Origin of the sequence: Sorangium sp. So ce295, assembly GCF_051527405.1 — a bacterium.
GTDB classification, from domain to species: Bacteria; Myxococcota_A; Polyangia; order Polyangiales; family Polyangiaceae; genus Sorangium; species Sorangium cellulosum_B.
The window spans coordinates 11,766,585-11,783,307 of the sequence record NZ_CP150324.1; the positions used below are offsets into that span (position 1 = coordinate 11,766,585).

A 16,723-nucleotide genomic window follows, 5' to 3' on the forward strand; every position below is an offset into this window, starting at 1 on the left:
GCCTCGCTAGGATGCGCCCCCTCTCATGCTGGCCCGCCTGCGTGCTGCCCTGAACCCCGACTCCCCCCTGGCCCGCTTCTGTGCCGCCCTGACCTCCGGCTCGCCCCGGGAAAGGCTGCTGCGCAACGTCTTCGCGGCGGTCGCGTGCCTCATGGGCCTCGTCGGCTACGCGCTCGTGGTCCACGCGCACATTCCAGTCCAGCACTGGCTCCTGTGGCGGCTCGCGCCGCTCTGGGGCTATTCGCTGCTGTTCCTGCTCTCCAGCCTCGGCATCGGCCTCGTGCTGTTGCGCCGGGTGCTCCGCCTCGCGCACTTGCCGCCGGTCGAAGAGGGCCTGTTCGGCGTGACGCTCGGCTCCATCGCCTTCGTGTTTGGCATGTACCTCGCGGGCGTGGTCGGCTGGATCCGCCCCTGGTACGGGCTCGTGATGCCGGCGGCCCTCTTCGCGGGCGGCCTCCTGGAGCTGCCACGCTGGCTATCGCGGCTGAAGCACGATCTCGACGCCTCGACGACGCCGAAGGGGACGATGCGCTGGCTGTGGCTCACGGCCACGGGCGTCGGCGCCATGTGCATCGTGCTCCTTTACCTGCTGTCGCTGACCCCGGATTCCATCAGCTTCGACGCGACCTGGTATCACCTGCCGATCGGGCAGGACTATGCGCGCGCCGGCCGTATCGTGCCGTTCTACGGCGACGTGAACCGCTCGTTCCCCCACTTCGCGAGCATGCTCTACGCGTGGGGTTTCAGCGTCCCCGGGATGCTCGTGGAGCAACGGTGGATGATGGCGCTCCACCTGGAGTTCGTGTTCGTCCTCGGGAAGGTGGTCGGCGTCGCGGCGCTGGCGCGGTACCTGCTCCAGGGCGAGCGCGTCCCTGGCCTCTGGGCGGCTTTCTTCCTGTTCCCGTCGCTGTTCGTCCAGGACCAGAACCCCGGCGGTTCGGCCGACCATTTCCTGGGCTTCTTCGCGGCGCCGGTCCTGCTCGCGTCCATGCGCTTCGCGGAGCGCTTCGACAGGCGGTATGCCGTCCTGCTCGGCGCGTCGCTCGGGGGCGCGATGCTGGTGAAGTACCAGGCGGTCTATCACCTGGGCATGGCGGCGGCGGTCGTCGTTCCGCGCGCCGCGTACCTGCTCGCGCGCGCGGCCTCCCGCGCCCTGAAGAAGCGCAGGCGGCCGCTGCTCTCGGCGCGCCGCGTCCTCGTGGCCGGGCTCATCACGTCGGGCGTGGCGCTCGGCACGGCCGCGCCGCACCTGATCAAGAACACCATTTACCATAACAACCCGGTTTATCCGTTGGCCCAGCGCGTGTTCACGCGGTCGTACCCGCAGCACGCGCGCTCCGCGGAGTTCATGGAGAAGGCGTATCCCAACGCGCCTTACCTGCCCAAGGGGAAGGGGCTCGAGCGGCAGCTCATCGCGGCCGGCAACTTCTTCACGTTCTCGTTCTCCCCGCACTACTCGTTCACTCGCTACGTCCCCTCGATGGGCTCGCTCTTCACGCTGCTCCTGCCGATGCTGCTGGTCATCCGCGGGCGTCGCAGGCCGGCGCTCGCGGCCTGGGCGACGTTCGCCGGCATCTGGATGTGGAGCAACACGTACACCGCGGACCGGTACCTGCAGGGCATGCTCGCGGTGCCGATCGCCGCCGCCGCCGCGCTGCTCGTCCGCACATGGCAGCTCGGGACCGTCGCGCGGCTCGGCCTCGTGCCGCTCGTGGTGTTCCAGATCGTGTGGAGCGGCGATGTGCCCTTCTACTCCGGCCCCCGCCGGCTGGAGAGCGCGCTCTCGCTGATCCGCTCCACCTACGAGAAGCGATGGACCGACGCGCAGCGGTTCAAGTTCCGCCAGGATCACCGAGCGATCAACGGGGCTACCCCGCCCGACGCGCGCATCCTCGCCCGCAACTACCGCACGACGCTCGGTATCGAGCGCGAGATCATCTTCGATATCCAGGCCTGGCAATCGCTCATTTTCTACGAGCCCGTGCGAGGACCGGCCGAGCTCTACGCGCATTACCGGAGCGTCGGCATCACCCACATCCTGTATCCGCCGAACCAGCGCCCGCCGGACACGCTCCAGGCCGCCGTGCTGTTCAACGAGCTCGTGCACCGCTACGCGACCGAGAAGCGCCGCTTCGGCAGCCTTCAGCTCGTGACCATGCCGAAGGAGCCGCCGCCGGCCGACGAGCTGCCCTATCAGGTGCTCGCGCTCGGCGCGCCGGGCTACTACACGGACGGGCTCTACCCGGTCGAGGCGCTCCACATCCTCCCCAAGCTCCAGCCGCCCAAGGGCCAGGAGCCCAAGCCCGCACGGGCGTGGCCCAAGGATACGAACGCGCAGGCCGCGCTCCTCGACGCCGCGGAGGCGGTGGTGCTAGGCAAGAACGCGCGGAACGGCCGGAACGTGAAGCTGGACGGCGTGTTCTTCGCGGCGGAGCGCTTCAAGAACTACACGGTCTACCTGCGGCAGCAGCGCGACACCTCCCGGGCGGAGCCGCCGCCCGAGCCCCCGACCGCGGGCACGCCGCCCGAGCCCCCGGCCGCTGGCACGCCGCCCGGGTCGGAGCCCAGCGACCCTGTGGCTCCCCCGGAGGACGACGATCTGGAGGACCCGGACGGCTGAGCTCCCGGCCCGGGGCTACGAGCGCTGTTCGACCAGCAGCCCGGTCCAGGGGACCGGGCTCTTCTTCACCTCGCGCTCACTCGCGCCGGTTGCACCTGCTGGTTGTGCCACGGCTTCGCGCCGGTGGACTGGATCCCCTCCAGCCTGAGGGCCGGCTCCCGCTCCGCGAGCTCGGTCTCGATCCGGCGCACGCGCATCAGCACCTCCTCGACGAGGCGGCGGTTCGTCGCGATGAGCTCCGCGAGCAGCGCCACGGCCACCAGGATGCACGCCATCACGACGGCGCCCGTGCCGACGATGAGCGACTGGATATAACCGCTGTAGTCCGGATTCCGCAGGTAGAAGTAAAGGAACCGGACGCCGATCGCGACGCCGAACACGAGCAGGACCGTCGCGACCCAGCCCACGAGCTGCACAGGGCGGTACATCGCATAAGCCCGGAACATGACGGGACCGGCGCGGCGCAGGTAGTCGGGGATCGAACGGAAGAGCCGCGACTCGCGCGTCTTCGGGTTGGTCGTGATCTTCACGTTCGCGACGGCGAGGCCGCGGCGGCCTGCCTGGATCACCGTCTCCAGCGTGTAGGTAAAGCGGTTGTGCACGAAGAGCTGCAGCGCCGCCTTCCGGCTCACCGCGCGGAAGCCGCTCGGTGAGTCGGCCACCTCCGTGGCGGACAGGCGCCGGATGAGCCGCGAGCCCCACCGCTGCAAGACCTTCTTGAGCGGCGAGAAGTGCTCGATCCTATCGGTCTGCCGATCGCCGATCACCAGGTCGGCCCGGCCTTCGAGGATGGGAGCGACGAGCTGCGGGATCTCCGCGCCGCGATACTGGTTGTCCGCGTCGGTGTTCACGATGATGTCGGCGCCGAGCCGCAGGCACGCGTCGATGCCGGCCATGAACCCGGCGGCGAGGCCTCGATTCTTGGCGAAGCGGACGATGTGGTGGATCCCGAGCTGCTCGGCGAGCGAGCTCGTCCCGTCCGTGCTGCCGTCGTCGATGATGAGGACCTCGATCTCGTCCACACCGTCGATCGACCGCGGCAGGTCCGCGAATGTCTGGGCGAGCGTGTCGCGCTCGTTCAAGCAAGGGATTTGGATGATGAGCTTCACGGGCGATTTCGCGGCGCAGCGTAGCACGACGTGCGTCGAGAAATTCACCTCGGCGCGCAGCGGGCTCCCCGCAACGCGAGGCTCCAGCGCGGGCCGGAAGGCCGCCCCGCTCGCGCTGAGCGCCGGGCGGCCAGCAGAAACCTGTCCACGTCGCTCCGCCGGTGCCCCGGGGCACCGACATCGCGGAACTTCACGGAACATCGCGGAGACGCTGGCCTGCAGCGCTGCGCCGGGCCAGCGGGACCATCGCTCCGCTTAGTTGAGCAACTTCTTCGAGAGGTGCTTGACCGCCTCCTGCGCCGCGTTTCGCAGCGCGACCTCGACCGCCTTCGAGGACGTGTCGCCTCGCACGAGGATGGCGCAATTGTCCCCTTCAGCCTCGAAGGATGCGAGCGGCAGCTCTGTCGCCGCCGCTGCGGCGCGGATCGGCACCTGCACAGCAAGCGAACCGACCTCGAGCTCCACGAACCCCACCAGCTCCGTCTTGGATAGGTTCTGCATGCCTTCGAACGTGGGTCGCCCGCTGGGCCTTAGCAAGGTCAGGTTTTTCCTGCTTGTCGCTGGGATTGAGCTCCACGTGAAGAGGAAGAGCGCGGGAGCGTCGAGCGCATCGCCTGGTCGACGGTCGACTATCGGCATCGGCGCGCAGCGCCGGCGCGCGACGCGGCGGCCGCCGGTCCGAACGTCGCGCCCATCCCGCGCGTCACACGCGTCACGCCGACCCCGCGCTTCCGCACGGATGACCGCTCTCGCGTCAGTTCTTCAGGGAGGTCAGCTGGTCGGCCATGATGCTCCGGTGATTGCGGTAGACCTGAAGCACGATGGCCAGCGCGATCGCCGCCTCGCTCGCCGCGAGGACGATGATGAAGACCGTGAACACCTGGCCAGCCACGCCGCCGGCGACGAAGTGGTCGAACGCGATGAAGTTGAGCGCGGCGGCGTTGAGGATGAGCTCGACGCCGAGGAGGATGCCCACCGCGTTCTTCCGCGTCATGACGGTGAACAGCCCGAGCCCGAAGAGCACCGCGGCGACGGTGAGGTAATGGATGAGACCGACCTCCATCGCCTACTCCCTCTCCCAGGCGCGCCTGACGGCTCGACGCGCGAGCACGACCGCGCCGATCATCGCGGCGAGCAGCACGACCGAGCCGAGCTCGAACGGGAGCAGGTACTCTCCGAGGAACGCGTGTCCGAGCTTGGCGGTGGACGGCATCGCCGGCCTGGCCTCGGCGGGCCAAGGGGTCTGGGTCGCCACCCTGCCGAGCAGGAGCAGCACCGCCGTGACCAGACCGAACGCCACGGCCGGCCCGCCGCGCGGGTTCGAGATCTTCATCTCCGCGATGCGGCTCGTGAGCATCACGGCGAAGAGGATGAGCACGAGCGTGCCGCCGACATAGACGAGCACCTGCGTCGCCGCGATGAAATCGGCCGAGAGCGAGACGTACAGCCCGGCGATGCCGAGGAACGTGCCGAGCAAGGCCAGCGCGGAGTGGATGATGTTCCTGGAGAACGCCACGAGCCCGGCCGAGCCGAGCGTCAGCGCGGCAAGCCCGAGGAAGACGAGTGCGCTCAGGGAGGGCATGGGGTGAGGGCCGCGACGTTAGACCGCTGCCCACCGCCCATCAAGGGCGACCCCCGCTCCTACCCCGCTCCTACCCCGCTCCAGCCCCCGCTCCAGCCCCCGCTCCAGCCCCCGCTCCAGCCCCCGCTCCAGCCCCCGCTCCAGCCCCCCCTCCGGCCCCCCCGCCCGCGGGCTCCGCGCCCTCGGCGCCTTGCTGCTTCTCGCGCTCCTTGCGCCAGATGGCGCGCAGCTCCTCCAGCGCGGCCGGGTTGTCGCGCATGGCGCGCTCGCGGGCCTCCCGGGCGTGCGGCCCGTACTCGCCGACGGGCACCTCGCCGAGGTCCTTCGGCGCCTTGTAGAGCGGAACGAGGCCCTCCGGGATGAAGCGGAACGTGAGGTGGTCGAGCGTCGGCGCCGCCCCCTCGAACTCGCGGGTATGGCGGATCGCGCCTGTCGACTCCGTCTTGCACGCCTCGACGCACAGGCCGCAGTACATGCACTTGCCCATGTCGATGTCGAAGCGGCTCATCGCCTGCTTCTTCGTCGCCGGGTCCTTCTCCAGATCGATGGCGATGCACTCGATGGGGCACGCGCGCTCGCAGCGCTTGCAGCCGGTGCAGATGTCCATCTGCACCTCCAGGAAGCCTCGGTACCGCGGGGGGAGCATCTCGCTGACGGGGCGGTCCGTCTTGTCGGGGTACTGGACGGTGATGGGCTCCCGGAACAGATGGGAGAACGTGACCGCCATCCCCTCCAGGATGGTATTGGCCGCGCTGGAGATGCTCTTGATGTACTGGGCGAGATCCATGGCCGGTGCCTCTCAGGGACCTGACGCGCTCGGGCAAATCCCCCGAAGGAGCGAGGCGCTACACCGCGGACGATAGCAGACGCGGACCTGCCCTGGAGCGTCCGGCCCGCTCCCCGCAGGCCCCGCGGGTCCCGCCAGCCCGCGCCGTACAAGCTCCGCGGGCTCCCGCCAGCCCGCCCGAAGGCCGCGTCCGTTCGGCTTCGCCCCGCGCGGGAACCAGCGGAGAGCGGGGAGTCCGCGGCGAACCCGTCCTCTCCTGTTGACGCGCACCCGGGGTGGCGATCATGGTCGTCTGATGTCGCAGCTCCCCTTGTCGGGAACGTTCACCGCCCTCGTCACGCCATTCACGCCCGATGGCGAAGCCGTCGACTTCGACGCGCTCGACGCGCTCGTCGAGGCGCAGATCGCGGGCGGCGTCAGCGGGCTCGTGCCGTGCGGGACCACGGGCGAGTCGCCGACCCTCAGCGAAGCCGAGACGACCGCGGTCATCCGGCGCGTCGTCGAGGCGGCGCGCGGCCGCGTGCCGGTGATCGCGGGGACGGGCTCGTTCTCCACGAAGAAGACGATCGAGGCCTCGCGCGCCGCGCTCGCCGCCGGCGCGGCGGGCGTGATGATCGTGATGCCATACTACAGCAAGCCCTCGCAGGACGGGCTCCGCGAGCACACGCTGGCCGTGGCCAGGGCCGTCCCGGCGCCGATCGTGCTCTACAACATCCCGGGGCGGACGGTGGTCGACCTCTCCGCCGAGACGACCGAGCGCATCTGCGCCGCCGCGCCGAACGTCGTCGCCATCAAGGACGCCTCGGGCAACGTGTTCCGCTGCCAGGAGCTCGTGCGGCGCCTCGGCGACCGGCTCACGATCCTGAGCGGCGACGACGCGCTGACGCTCGCGATGATGGCGCTCGGCGCGCAGGGCGTCATCAGCGTCACGTCGAACGTGCTGCCGCGCGAGACCAGCGCGGTGACCCGGCGGTTCCTGGCCGGCGACCTCGCGGGCGCGCGCGCAGCCCACCTCGCGCTCCTCGAGCTGCACGGGCTCCTGTTCGTCGAGCCGAACCCCGCCCCCGCGAAGGCCGCGCTCGCCGCCCTGGGCCGCATGAGCGCCGCCGTCCGGCTGCCCCTCGTGCCGGCCGGAGAGGCGACCCGGCAGCAGATCGCCGAGGCGATGAGGCGGCTCGAGGCGAGGCGCGAGGCGTCGTGAAATCGAACGGAGATCATCGAGGCGTGCCGATGAGCGCGCTCCTGGGGGCCGCCCAGGGGGACGACGCCCGGCTGCTGAAGGTCGCGATCCACGGCGCGAGCGGCAAGATGGGGCAGGCCATCGTCCGGCTCGCGGCGAACGAGCGAGCCCAGATCGTGGGCGCGATCGTGTCGCGCGGCTCCTCCCGCATCGGCCGTGACGTCGGCGAGCTCGCGGGGACAGGCACCATCGGCGTCGCGATGAGCGACGACACCAGCGCCGGGCTGCTCGGCGCGGACGTGGTCATCGACTTCTCGCGGCCCGAGGCGCTCCCCCGCCTCCTGCACCTCGCGATGCGCGCCAAGGTCGCCGTGGTCAGCGGCACGACGCGCCTCGACGGCACGTGCGAGCGGCTGCTCGACGAGACGGCGCAGCACGTCCCGGTCCTCTGGTCGCCGAACACGAGCATCGGCATCCACGTGCTCGCGGAGATCGCGGCGAGCGCGGCGCGGCGGCTCGGGCCCGGCTACGACGTCGAGATCGTGGAGGTGCACCACCGCGCCAAGGTGGACGCGCCGAGCGGCACGGCCGTGCGGCTCGCCGACGCCGTGCGCGCGGCCCGCGAGCCGGCCGCGACGCTCGACGACGTGCACGGCCGCGAAGGCAACGTCGGCCCGCGCAAGGCGAACGAGCTCGGGATCTTCGCCGTGCGCGGCGGCGACGTCATCGGCGACCACACCGTCCACCTGCTCGGCCCCGGCGAGCGCCTCGAGCTCACGCACCGCGCGACCAGCCGCGATCTCTTCGCGCGCGGGGCGCTGCGCGCGGCGTGGCACCTGCACGGGAAGCCGCCCGGCCGATACACGATGGCCGACGTGATCGGCGGCTGACCCCGGCGCTCCAGGGCCAGACGCGGGCGATCCGCGCTCCGGCGTTCCGCGAGGGAGCCACAATGTGGTCAGCGGCGGTTCGCCGCACTACGCTGCGGCGCTCGTATGGAGACGCTCGCTGCGAGGATCGCACGCGCCGGTCCGTTGCCGGACAGGGACGCGGTCGGCTGGGTCGTCCGCCTGGCGAAGCGCGTCGAGAGCCTGCACGCGCGCGGGACGGTGCACGGCCGCCTGTCGGCCGCGTGCGTGGTCATGGAGGGCGAGCCGTGCACGTCGACGGGGTGGCTCTCGGACCCGCTCGCCACGCCCGCCTTCGTGGGTTACCGCTCGCCGGAGCGGGCCGCGGGCGAGGGGCCGTCGCGCCGGGACGACACGTGGGCGCTCGCGGTCACCCTGTACACGGCGCTCTCGGGAGCGCTCCCGTTCCCTGCCGAGAGCGACCAGGAGCTCCGCCGCAAGCAAGGCGCCGGCCCCGCGCCGCGGGTAACGCCGCCCGGCGCGGCGGGCGACGCGCTGTGGCGCGTGCTGGACCAGGCGCTCGCGCGCGGCGCCGAGCAGCGGATCACCGAGGTCGCGGCGCTCCGTCGCGCGCTGGAGGCCGCGCGGCCGGGCGAAGGCCTGGAGGAGCTGCCGCCGCTCGATGAGCACGCGCTCGCGGCGCCGGCGAGGACGATTCCAGCGCCGCGCCCGTCGAGCAGCGGGGTGCGGGGGACGTCGAGCTCGCAGCCGCCCCGCAAGAGCGCGCCGCCGCGCGAGAGCACCGGCTCGCAGCCGCCCCGCAAGAGCGCGCCGCCGCGCGAGGGCACCGGCTCGCAGCCGCCCCGCAAGAGCGCGCCGCCGCATGGCCACTCGAGCTCGCAGCCGCCGCCCCTCGCGGGCGCCTCGGCCCGCCGGACGCCGTTGCCCCTCCACGGGCTCGCCAGCCTGGGGCTCCGGTCGACGATCGGCGTGCCGACCACCCCGCCTCCGGAGGCGCCGGACCGTGCCTCGAAGGCGCAGACCGCATTGCCTGCCGCATCGCCGCGGCTCGCCGGCGCAGCGACGGAGGAGCGCTCGCGCGCGGGCGCAGTGGCTGCCCCGACCGCGCACGTGCAGCCACCGCCGCGACCGCCCGTCGTGCCCGCAGCGACGGCGCTGCCGCCCGTCGTGCCCGCAGCGACGGCGCAGCCGCCCGTCGTGCCCGCAGCGATAGCTCAGCCGCCCGTCGCGCCCGCAGCAACGGCGCAGCCGCCCTTCTCGCCCGAAGCGATAGTGCAGCCGCCCGTCGCGCCCGCAGCAACGGCGCAGCCGCCCTTCTCGCCCACCGCGGTGCCCCTCTTCGACGCGGATGCCCCAGCGAGCCCGCGAACGATCGACGATCTCCCCTGGCTGGGCGAAGACGACACACACGAGCCGTCGCACCCCTTCCCGATGGCGCCCGGCAGCGTCGCCGCGCGCCTCGGCGCGCCCGGGCTCGGCGCACCGACTCCCCACGTCCCGGCCGTCGATCTCCCCTGGCTGGGCGAAGACGACACACACGAGCCGTCGCACCCCTTCCCGATGGCGCCCGGCAGCGTCGCCGCGCGCTTCGGCGCGCCCGGGCTCGGCGCGCCGACTCCCCACGTCCCGGCCGTCGATCTCCCCTGGCTGGGCGAAGACGACCCGCATCGGCCGTCGCACCCCTTCCCGATGGCGCCCGGCGGCGTCGCCGTGCGCGGCGGCGCGTCCGGGCTCGGCACGCCGCCGCGCACGGCGACGCCGCTTCGCGCGCCGGCGCCGGCGCCCGGAGCGAGCCGCGAGACGCCGTCCGCGGCGCGCCGGTGGGTCACGCTGGCGCTGGGGGTCGTGGCCATCGCGGGCGCCGCGGGGGCAGCCTGGTTCTGGCTTCGCCACCGCGACGCCGCGCCGCCGTCCCTCCCGGCGCCGCCGTCCGCGGACGCTGCGCCCGCCGCATGCGCCGCGCCCGTAGAGCCGAGCGCGCCGGCGCTCGGTGACGCCGGCGCGGAACAGGCAGGCACGGCGGCGCCGGCGGACGCAGGCACCGCAAGCGCAGCGCCGGACCCTGCGGCCACGGCGGACTTCGCCGCATGCGCGATGCCTCTCTTTCCCGGCAAGAGCGTCGACGCCGCCATCGCGGGCCAGCTGTCGTTCGCCTGCGCCGAGACCGACCCGATGAAGGGCGTCTCGGCGCTCAAGAGCCAGCTCGCGCAGGCAGCTGGGCCCAAGGGCGTCTCGGACGCCACGAAGGAATGGGCTGTGCTCGGCTGGCACGACATGGCGACCCTCGCGACCCTGCGCGCCCGCTGCTGCCACGCCCCGCCCCCCCTCCAGCTGCCCCCCACGCCCGAGGGCTGCACGCCGCTCGACGAGGCCCTGAACGAGCTCGGCGCGGCCGTCGCGTCGGCGTCTGCTCCGGGCGATCGGGCTGTCGCGAAGGCGGCGCGGCGGTACATGCGCGCAGCCCAGTGCGTCGCCCGGGTCGGCGCGGCGACCCGTTACGGGCGCAAGAACAAGCCGAACGGAGGCGAGGCCAGCGCCTTCAAGAAGGTGCTCTCGCGCGCGCTCCGAAACACGGCACAGGCCCGCTGAGCCGCGCGAACGTCACGTCGCCCGTGGCGCGTGCCCGTGGTGCGCGCCGTGCCACGGCGTGGCGAGCGACGCGGACGGCGCGGCCGGCGTGAACGGGGGTGAACCGGCGTGAACCGGCGTGAACAGCGCGGATCGATCGCTCGACCACCTCGCCGAACGAGCGGTTCTGGGGTAGCGTCCGCGGTCCCATGTCCAACGAAGCGAGCGATCTCCTGCTCGAAATCGGCGTCGAGGAGCTCCCCTCGTCGTTTGTCGAGGCCGCGCTCCGCGCGCTCCCGGATCTCGCAACGAAGCGCCTCGCGGAGCTCAGGCTCCGCCACGGCGCGGTGCGCGCGCTCGGCACCCCGCGTCGGCTCGCGCTGCTCGTCTCCGGGGTCGCGGCGCGCCAGCCGGACCTCGAGGAGGAGGTCACCGGCCCGCCGGTCAAGGCGGCCTTCAAGGACGGCGCGCCCACGAAGGCGGCCGAGGCGTTCGCGCAGAAGCTCGGCTGTACCGTCGCGGACCTGCGCCGCGTCGAGGGGCCGAAGGGCGAGTACCTCGCGGGCACCCGCCGCGAGGCCGGCAAGCCCGCGGCCGAGCTCCTCCCGGAGGTCCTGGCGTCGCTCGTCGCGGCCATCCCCTTCCGCAAGTCGATGCGCTGGGGGCAGGGAGATTTCGCGTTCGGCCGCCCCATCCAGTGGCTGGTCGCGCTCTCCGGCGGCGAGGTCATCCCCGTCGAGATCGCCGGCATCCGCAGCGGGCGCACGAGCCGCGGCCACCGCTTCCTCGGGTCGGGCGAGATCGCGATCGGCGCCGCGAAGGACTACGTCGAGGCGATGCGCGCGGCGCACGTGCTCGTCGACCCCGAGGCGCGCGCGCAGCTCATGCGCGAGCGCCTGCTCGCCGCGGCGCGGGACGCGGGCGGCGTGCTGATCGAGGACGACTTCCTGATCGGCGAGAACCTCTCCCTCGTGGAGGAGCCGCACGTCATCGTCGGCAGCTTCGAGGACCGGTTCCTCGAGCTGCCGGAGCGGGTGATCCTCGAGGTCGCGCGCGGCCACCAGCGCTACTTCGGCGTCCGCGACGCGAGGACGGGGGCGCTGCTCCCGAGGTACCTGGCGGTCGTGAACACCGCGGAGGCGCCCGAGAAGATCAAGCGCGGCAACGACAACACGATGCGCTCGCGCCTGTCGGACGCGCAGTTCTTCTACCGGGAGGACGTCAAGATCCCGCTCGCGAACCGCCGCGAGAAGCTCGGCGGCATCGTGTTCCAGAAGCGGCTCGGCAGCGTCCTGGCGAAGGCCGAGCGCGTCGAGCGGCTCGCCCGCGAGCTCGGCCTGCTCCTGATGCTGCCCGAGCAGACGCTGGTGGCGGCGGCCTCGGGGGCGCACCTCGCGAAGTGCGATCTCGTCGCGCTGATGGTGGGCGAGTTCCCCGAGCTCCAGGGGGAGATGGGGCGGGCGTACGCGCTCGCCCAGGGGGTCAGCCCGGAGGTGGCCGACGTCATCCGCGATCACTACCTGCCCAAGGGCGCCGCGGACGCCACGGCGCCGACGAACGCCGGCGCGCTGGTCGCGATGGCCGATCGGCTCGACACGCTGGTCGGCTGCTTCGCGATCGGGCTCGTCCCCACGAGCACCGCCGACCCGTACGGGCTGCGCCGCGCGTGCCTCGGCGTGCTGCGCACGCTCCTGGATCGCGATCTCGATCTGCGCCTCGGCGCCGCGTTCGGCGCCGCCTACGACGGCTACGCCGGGGTGGAGCTCAACGTCGCGCGCGAGGAGCTCGCGACCCGCCTCGGCGAGTTCTTCTCCGAGCGGCTGCGGGGCCTGCTCTCCGACCGGCTCCCGCAGGACGCGGTCCTCGCGTGCCTGCGCGTCGCCGCGGATCGCCCGCTCGATCTCAGGGCCCGCGTGCGCGCGATCGACGCGCTGAGCCCGGAGGTGCGCGCGCGGGTGGGCGAGGTCTTCAAGCGGGCCACGAACATCGCCGACAAGGCGCCTGCCGGCGAGCCGGTGGCGCCGTTCGGGCAGGACGTGCACCCGAGCGAGACGGCGCTCTTCGCGGGGTACCTCAAGCTGCGCGACCAGATCGCGTCGGACGTCCGGAGCGGCTCGTACGACACCGCGTTCAGGGCGGTGGCGGACTTCGCCCCGCTCTTGCACCAGTACTTCATCGACGTGTTCGTGATGACCGACGACGCGGCCGTGCGGGACAACCGGCTGCGGCTGATGCGCGCCCTGGCGGAGACCTGCGGGAGCCTGGCCAGGCTGGAGCTCCTCGGCGAGGCGCCGCGCGCGGCGTCGTAGCGGGCCGGCGCGGCGGCTCGGCGGCGCGCGAGGCGCCACCTTTTCAGCTCAGAGTGGCGTTCCCGCGGGCGCCTCGGCCGGCGGCTCTCCTGGAGCTGGCTTTGCGGGCGAGCCGAGCGACGATGCGCTCTCCGCATGACAAGAGGAGGGGGTGTAGCGATGTCTTCAATCGAAGATAACAAATCGATCGCGCGACGGATTCTCGATCTCGTGAGCGAACAATGGTCGATCGAGGACGTGATCGCCGAAGGGGACAAGGTGGTCGCGCGCGCAGAACACGTGCGCACAACCGAGCTTCCTGGGCATCCCGAGCCACGGACGGCAGTAGACGCTACCGCGATGGCGATTCCAGCCGGGCCACCTCGATAGATCACGAAACGGCGACTCCGAAAGCGCCATGAAGCCACGTCCATGCGCTTCGCTTCGCGGAACCGATAAGCCCACTGTAAGACCACTGTGAACGATGAGCAGCGCCTCTCGGGCCTCGCTGGGCCGTCGGGCGTCTGGATCTGCACGCTCGCCAGGAGCTGCGGTACCGTTCGCCCCCATGCCGGGATCTCCGCCCTATCCGTTTGCGTTCTTCGGGGCAGCGCCGAGCGACTGGTTCGACCTCGAAGGGGACCTGTTCTCCTATGAGCTCTGCTTCGTGGCGCCCCCGGACGCGGCCGCGCGGCGCGCCGTCGGCGAGGCGTGGGAGCGGGCGCTCGACGCGCGCGCGGTGGAGCACGGCGAGCCCTTCCAGTGGGCCGATCGCTGGGCGCTCGTGCGGGTGCGGCCGGCGGGGTGGAGCAAGGCGTGCGTCGCCGACATGGCGCGCGCGGTCCAGCAGGCCCTCACCGCGGCGCACGGCGCGCACCCGATCGAGGTGGCCTCCCTAGCCGAGGCGATCGAGAGCGACAGCGACTGGGACGCCTGGTCCGCCGAGCAACGACCCGAGCCCCCGACGGGCCCGAGGTGGCCCGTCGAGCTGCCCCGCTTCGGCGGTGGCAAGCGCTTCGACGCCGCGTGCGCGGTCGATCCGGCGGTCGAAGCCGCGCGCGAGGCGGCGCGCGCCGCGCCCCTCGAGGAGAAGCGCTCCTCGGCGAGCACGGCGGGCGACGACCACGACGCGGACGAGACGGACGAGGCGGAGGCCAGCGACGACGACGACATACCCAGGGTCATCTCCGGCGGGCTCCGGCTGGAGCGCGTGCCGGGGTACAAGGCGCCCGAGCCCCCCGACGAGCAACGGAAGCTCTTCGGGCGGAGCGGCGAGGTGCAGATTGCGCCGAACGGCCTCGTCTTCGGCGTCGCCAAGCCGAAGCGAAAGCCGCCTGTCGCCGCGTGGATCGAGCACGGCGAGCTCCGCACCGCTCAGGGCGATCCGCTCGCCACCACGACCGGCGCTCACGTCGCCGCGCGCGACGACGGCGGCGCGGCGCTGATCGGGGAGGATTCGGAGGCCGTATGGGAGGTCGTGTTCGCGGAGGGCTCCGTGCGGCGCCTCTTCAAGCACGACGAGCCCTTCTCCGACGTCGCCTACGGCCCGGAGGGCCGGGTGCTCGTGCTCGCGGGCTCGATCGACGCCTACCGGCGGGAGGGTTCGGACGTCGCGCTCGAGGGGCGCTGGGACCTCGACGGCTACGGGATGCAGTCGGTGCTCGGCGGACGCCTGCTCCTCGTGAAGTGCTTCGACGACGAGGACGAGAGCGCGGACGGCGTCACCCTCCTCGGCTACGACGGCTCCACGATGCGCCGGCTGGCCCGCGTGCGCATCTCGATCGGCGACATCGTGATCGACGGCGCCCGCGTCATCGTGGAGGACGGCAGCGAGTACTACGCGCTGCTCGGCCTGGAGGAGCTCGCCGCGCGCTTCGCCGCGCAGCCGGACGCCTTCCCCGAGCTGAAGAAGCGCGAGCCCGGAGACGAGGACGAGAGCGCGTCCGGCGAGGGCGACGACGAGGACGAGAGCGCGTCCAGCGAGGGCGACGAGGACGAGGACTCCCGGCCAGAGGTCCTGGAGGGCGCGCTCCGCCTGGAGCGGCGGAGGTCGCGCGAGGTGCCGCCCGAGCCCGAGATCGAGCGCGCGGAGCGCGATCTGTTCGGGTCGAGCTCCTGTGTCTCGGTCGCGCCCGGCGAACGCGTCTACGGCATCGCGAAGCTCCGGCGCAAGCCGGCGGCGGCCGCCTGGATCGAGGGCGGAGAGCTCAAGCGCGCCGATGGCGAGGCGCTGCCCAGCCCCCACGGCTACATCGCGGCGCGGGAGGACGGCGGCGCGGTGCTGTACGGCTTCGACTACAAGCTCGTCGCCGAGCTCTCCTTCGCGGACGGCAAGCTGCGTCGCCTCTTCGAGCACGAGGCGTCGATCTCCGAGATCGCCTACGGCCCGGAGGGCCGCGTCATCCTCGCCGCGGACGAGTCCCTCGACGTCTACCGCCGCGAGGGAGAGGGCGCCGTGCTCGAGCAGCGCTGGGGCGTGAGCGGTTACGGCCTGACCCCCGCCCTCGGCGGCCGGCTGCTCCTCGTCAAGAGCTACGAGGGCGAGGACTCCGAGGACGGGCTGACCCTCGTCGGCTTCGACGGGAGCAAGCTGCGCCGCGTGGGCCGCGTGAAGGCCTCCGTGGGCGACGTCCGGATCGCCGAGGGCCGGGCCTTCATGGATCACAGCGGCGACACCTACGAGCTGCTCGGCCTCGACGCGCTGGTCGAGCGGCTGGCCACGGACCCCGACGCGTTCCCCGAGGTCGCCGTGTACACGCCGTCCGAGGAGGACGATGACGACGACGAGGCGCCGGAGTCAGGCCCGAGGAAGGCGCCCGAGGAGTACGCCATCGAGCCCGCCCCGGGCCGCGTCGGCGTGCGCTACCTGGGCAAGCAGCGCCCGCTGCCAGAGGACGAGGAGGACGTCCCGAGGGACGTGCGCGCGCGTTTCGGAGCGGGCGCGCGGGAGCTCGAGCGCTACCGCCCCGCCGACGTGTACATCGGGTGGAAGAAGGAAGCCCGGCGCTCCTTCGTCTTCGCCGTGCTGAAGGACGGGGAGCTCATCGAGACCGCGGTGAAGGCGAGCTCCCCCTCGTCGACGGGCCTCGTGAACGCGGATCGGAGCGCCGCGCTCGTGGCGACCGACGGCGACGCCAAGCTCTGGTGGGTGGACCTCCCGCACGGCAAGCCGATCCTCGTGCACGACTTCAGCAAGGAGGAGAGCGAGGACGAGATCTACACGCTCGAGGCGCTCGCCTCCGGGCGGGTGATCGTCGGCACCTCGTCGGAGACCTGGATCTTCTCGGTCAGCGGCGGCGCGTCCAGGCTGGAGGCGCGCGGCGACCTGGATCTGCGCGTCGTGGAGAGCGCCGCGGGGGGCCGCGTGGCCGTGCTGGAGGTCTCCGAAGGCAAGCCTATCCGGGTCTGGGGCGTCTACGATGATGGCGTCCGCACGCTCGCCGAGCTCGAGCCGGAGCCGCTCAGCTTCGAGCCGAGCGCTGACGGCAAGTTCTTCTTCGAGGCCGTGAATCGCCTTGGCTGGTATGAGCTCGTCAACCTCGAAGACGCCTGGGAGGCCGGGCGCCGTGACACCTCTGGCGAGCGCTACCCGCGCGTGGCGCTCGCGCCGAAGCCCCCCGAGCAGGACGAGGACGACGAGGACGGCGACGACGGCGAGGACGGCGAGGACAGCGACGACGACGAGGAGCCGCAATCCGTGGAGTGAAGGCGGCCGCTACC

The 16,723-nt window shown here is 72.5% G+C and carries 12 protein-coding genes; 7 read left to right on the forward strand and 5 right to left on the reverse strand.

Annotated features, from left to right (window positions below):
* Positions 1-25: 25 nt before the first annotated feature.
* Positions 26-2,620, forward strand: coding sequence for a hypothetical protein (locus tag WMF11_RS44700; RefSeq protein ID WP_437975077.1), 2,595 nt, complete (start codon positions 26-28; stop codon positions 2,618-2,620).
* A 65-nt stretch (positions 2,621-2,685) separates the two neighbouring features.
* Here the strand turns inward: WMF11_RS44700 and WMF11_RS44705 are convergent, their stop codons facing one another.
* The 5 genes from WMF11_RS44705 to WMF11_RS44725 all read right to left on the reverse strand — a co-directional run bounded on the left by WMF11_RS44705 (position 2,686) and on the right by WMF11_RS44725 (position 6,098).
* On the reverse strand, positions 2,686-3,729 hold the full coding sequence (locus tag WMF11_RS44705; RefSeq protein WP_437546651.1) for a glycosyltransferase family 2 protein: 1,044 nt from the start codon (positions 3,727-3,729) through the stop codon (positions 2,686-2,688).
* 255 nt (positions 3,730-3,984) lie between these two features.
* Entirely contained in the window at positions 3,985-4,230 is a 246-nt protein-coding gene (locus tag WMF11_RS44710; protein WP_044967022.1) for a hypothetical protein, read from the reverse strand.
* 253 nt (positions 4,231-4,483) lie between these two features.
* The gene (nuoK, locus tag WMF11_RS44715; RefSeq protein WP_012240633.1) at positions 4,484-4,792 is read right to left on the reverse strand and encodes an NADH-quinone oxidoreductase subunit NuoK; all 309 of its coding nucleotides are present in this window, start codon (positions 4,790-4,792) and stop codon (positions 4,484-4,486) included.
* A gap of 3 nt (positions 4,793-4,795) precedes the next feature.
* Positions 4,796-5,311, reverse strand: coding sequence for an NADH-quinone oxidoreductase subunit J family protein (locus WMF11_RS44720; RefSeq protein ID WP_437905151.1), 516 nt, complete (start codon positions 5,309-5,311; stop codon positions 4,796-4,798).
* A gap of 70 nt (positions 5,312-5,381) precedes the next feature.
* Entirely contained in the window at positions 5,382-6,098 is a 717-nt protein-coding gene (locus tag WMF11_RS44725; protein WP_437975078.1) for a NuoI/complex I 23 kDa subunit family protein, read from the reverse strand.
* A 295-nt stretch (positions 6,099-6,393) separates the two neighbouring features.
* Here WMF11_RS44725 and dapA point away from each other — a divergent pair, with 295 nt between their 5' ends.
* The 6 genes from dapA (at position 6,394) to WMF11_RS44755 (ending at position 16,709) form a co-directional block, all read left to right on the forward strand.
* Positions 6,394-7,299 (forward strand): 4-hydroxy-tetrahydrodipicolinate synthase, encoded by a 906-nt coding sequence (gene dapA, locus WMF11_RS44730; protein ID WP_012240636.1) that lies wholly within the window; start codon positions 6,394-6,396, stop codon positions 7,297-7,299.
* Between the two features lie 71 nt (positions 7,300-7,370).
* Positions 7,371-8,168, forward strand: a complete 798-nt coding sequence (dapB, locus tag WMF11_RS44735; RefSeq protein ID WP_437911091.1) for a 4-hydroxy-tetrahydrodipicolinate reductase — start codon at positions 7,371-7,373, stop codon at positions 8,166-8,168.
* 105 nt (positions 8,169-8,273) lie between these two features.
* Positions 8,274-10,736: a hypothetical protein gene (locus tag WMF11_RS44740; RefSeq protein ID WP_437975079.1), complete on the forward strand. Its 2,463-nt coding sequence runs from the start codon at positions 8,274-8,276 to the stop codon at positions 10,734-10,736.
* Positions 10,737-10,924: 188 nt separating this feature from the next.
* Entirely contained in the window at positions 10,925-13,024 is a 2,100-nt protein-coding gene (gene glyS, locus WMF11_RS44745; protein ID WP_437975080.1) for a glycine--tRNA ligase subunit beta, read from the forward strand.
* 159 nt (positions 13,025-13,183) lie between these two features.
* Positions 13,184-13,393, forward strand: a complete 210-nt coding sequence (locus WMF11_RS44750) for a hypothetical protein (RefSeq protein WP_437905155.1) — start codon at positions 13,184-13,186, stop codon at positions 13,391-13,393.
* Positions 13,394-13,571: 178 nt separating this feature from the next.
* Positions 13,572-16,709: a hypothetical protein gene (locus WMF11_RS44755; protein ID WP_437975081.1), complete on the forward strand. Its 3,138-nt coding sequence runs from the start codon at positions 13,572-13,574 to the stop codon at positions 16,707-16,709.
* The last annotated feature ends 14 nt before the right edge of the window (positions 16,710-16,723 follow it).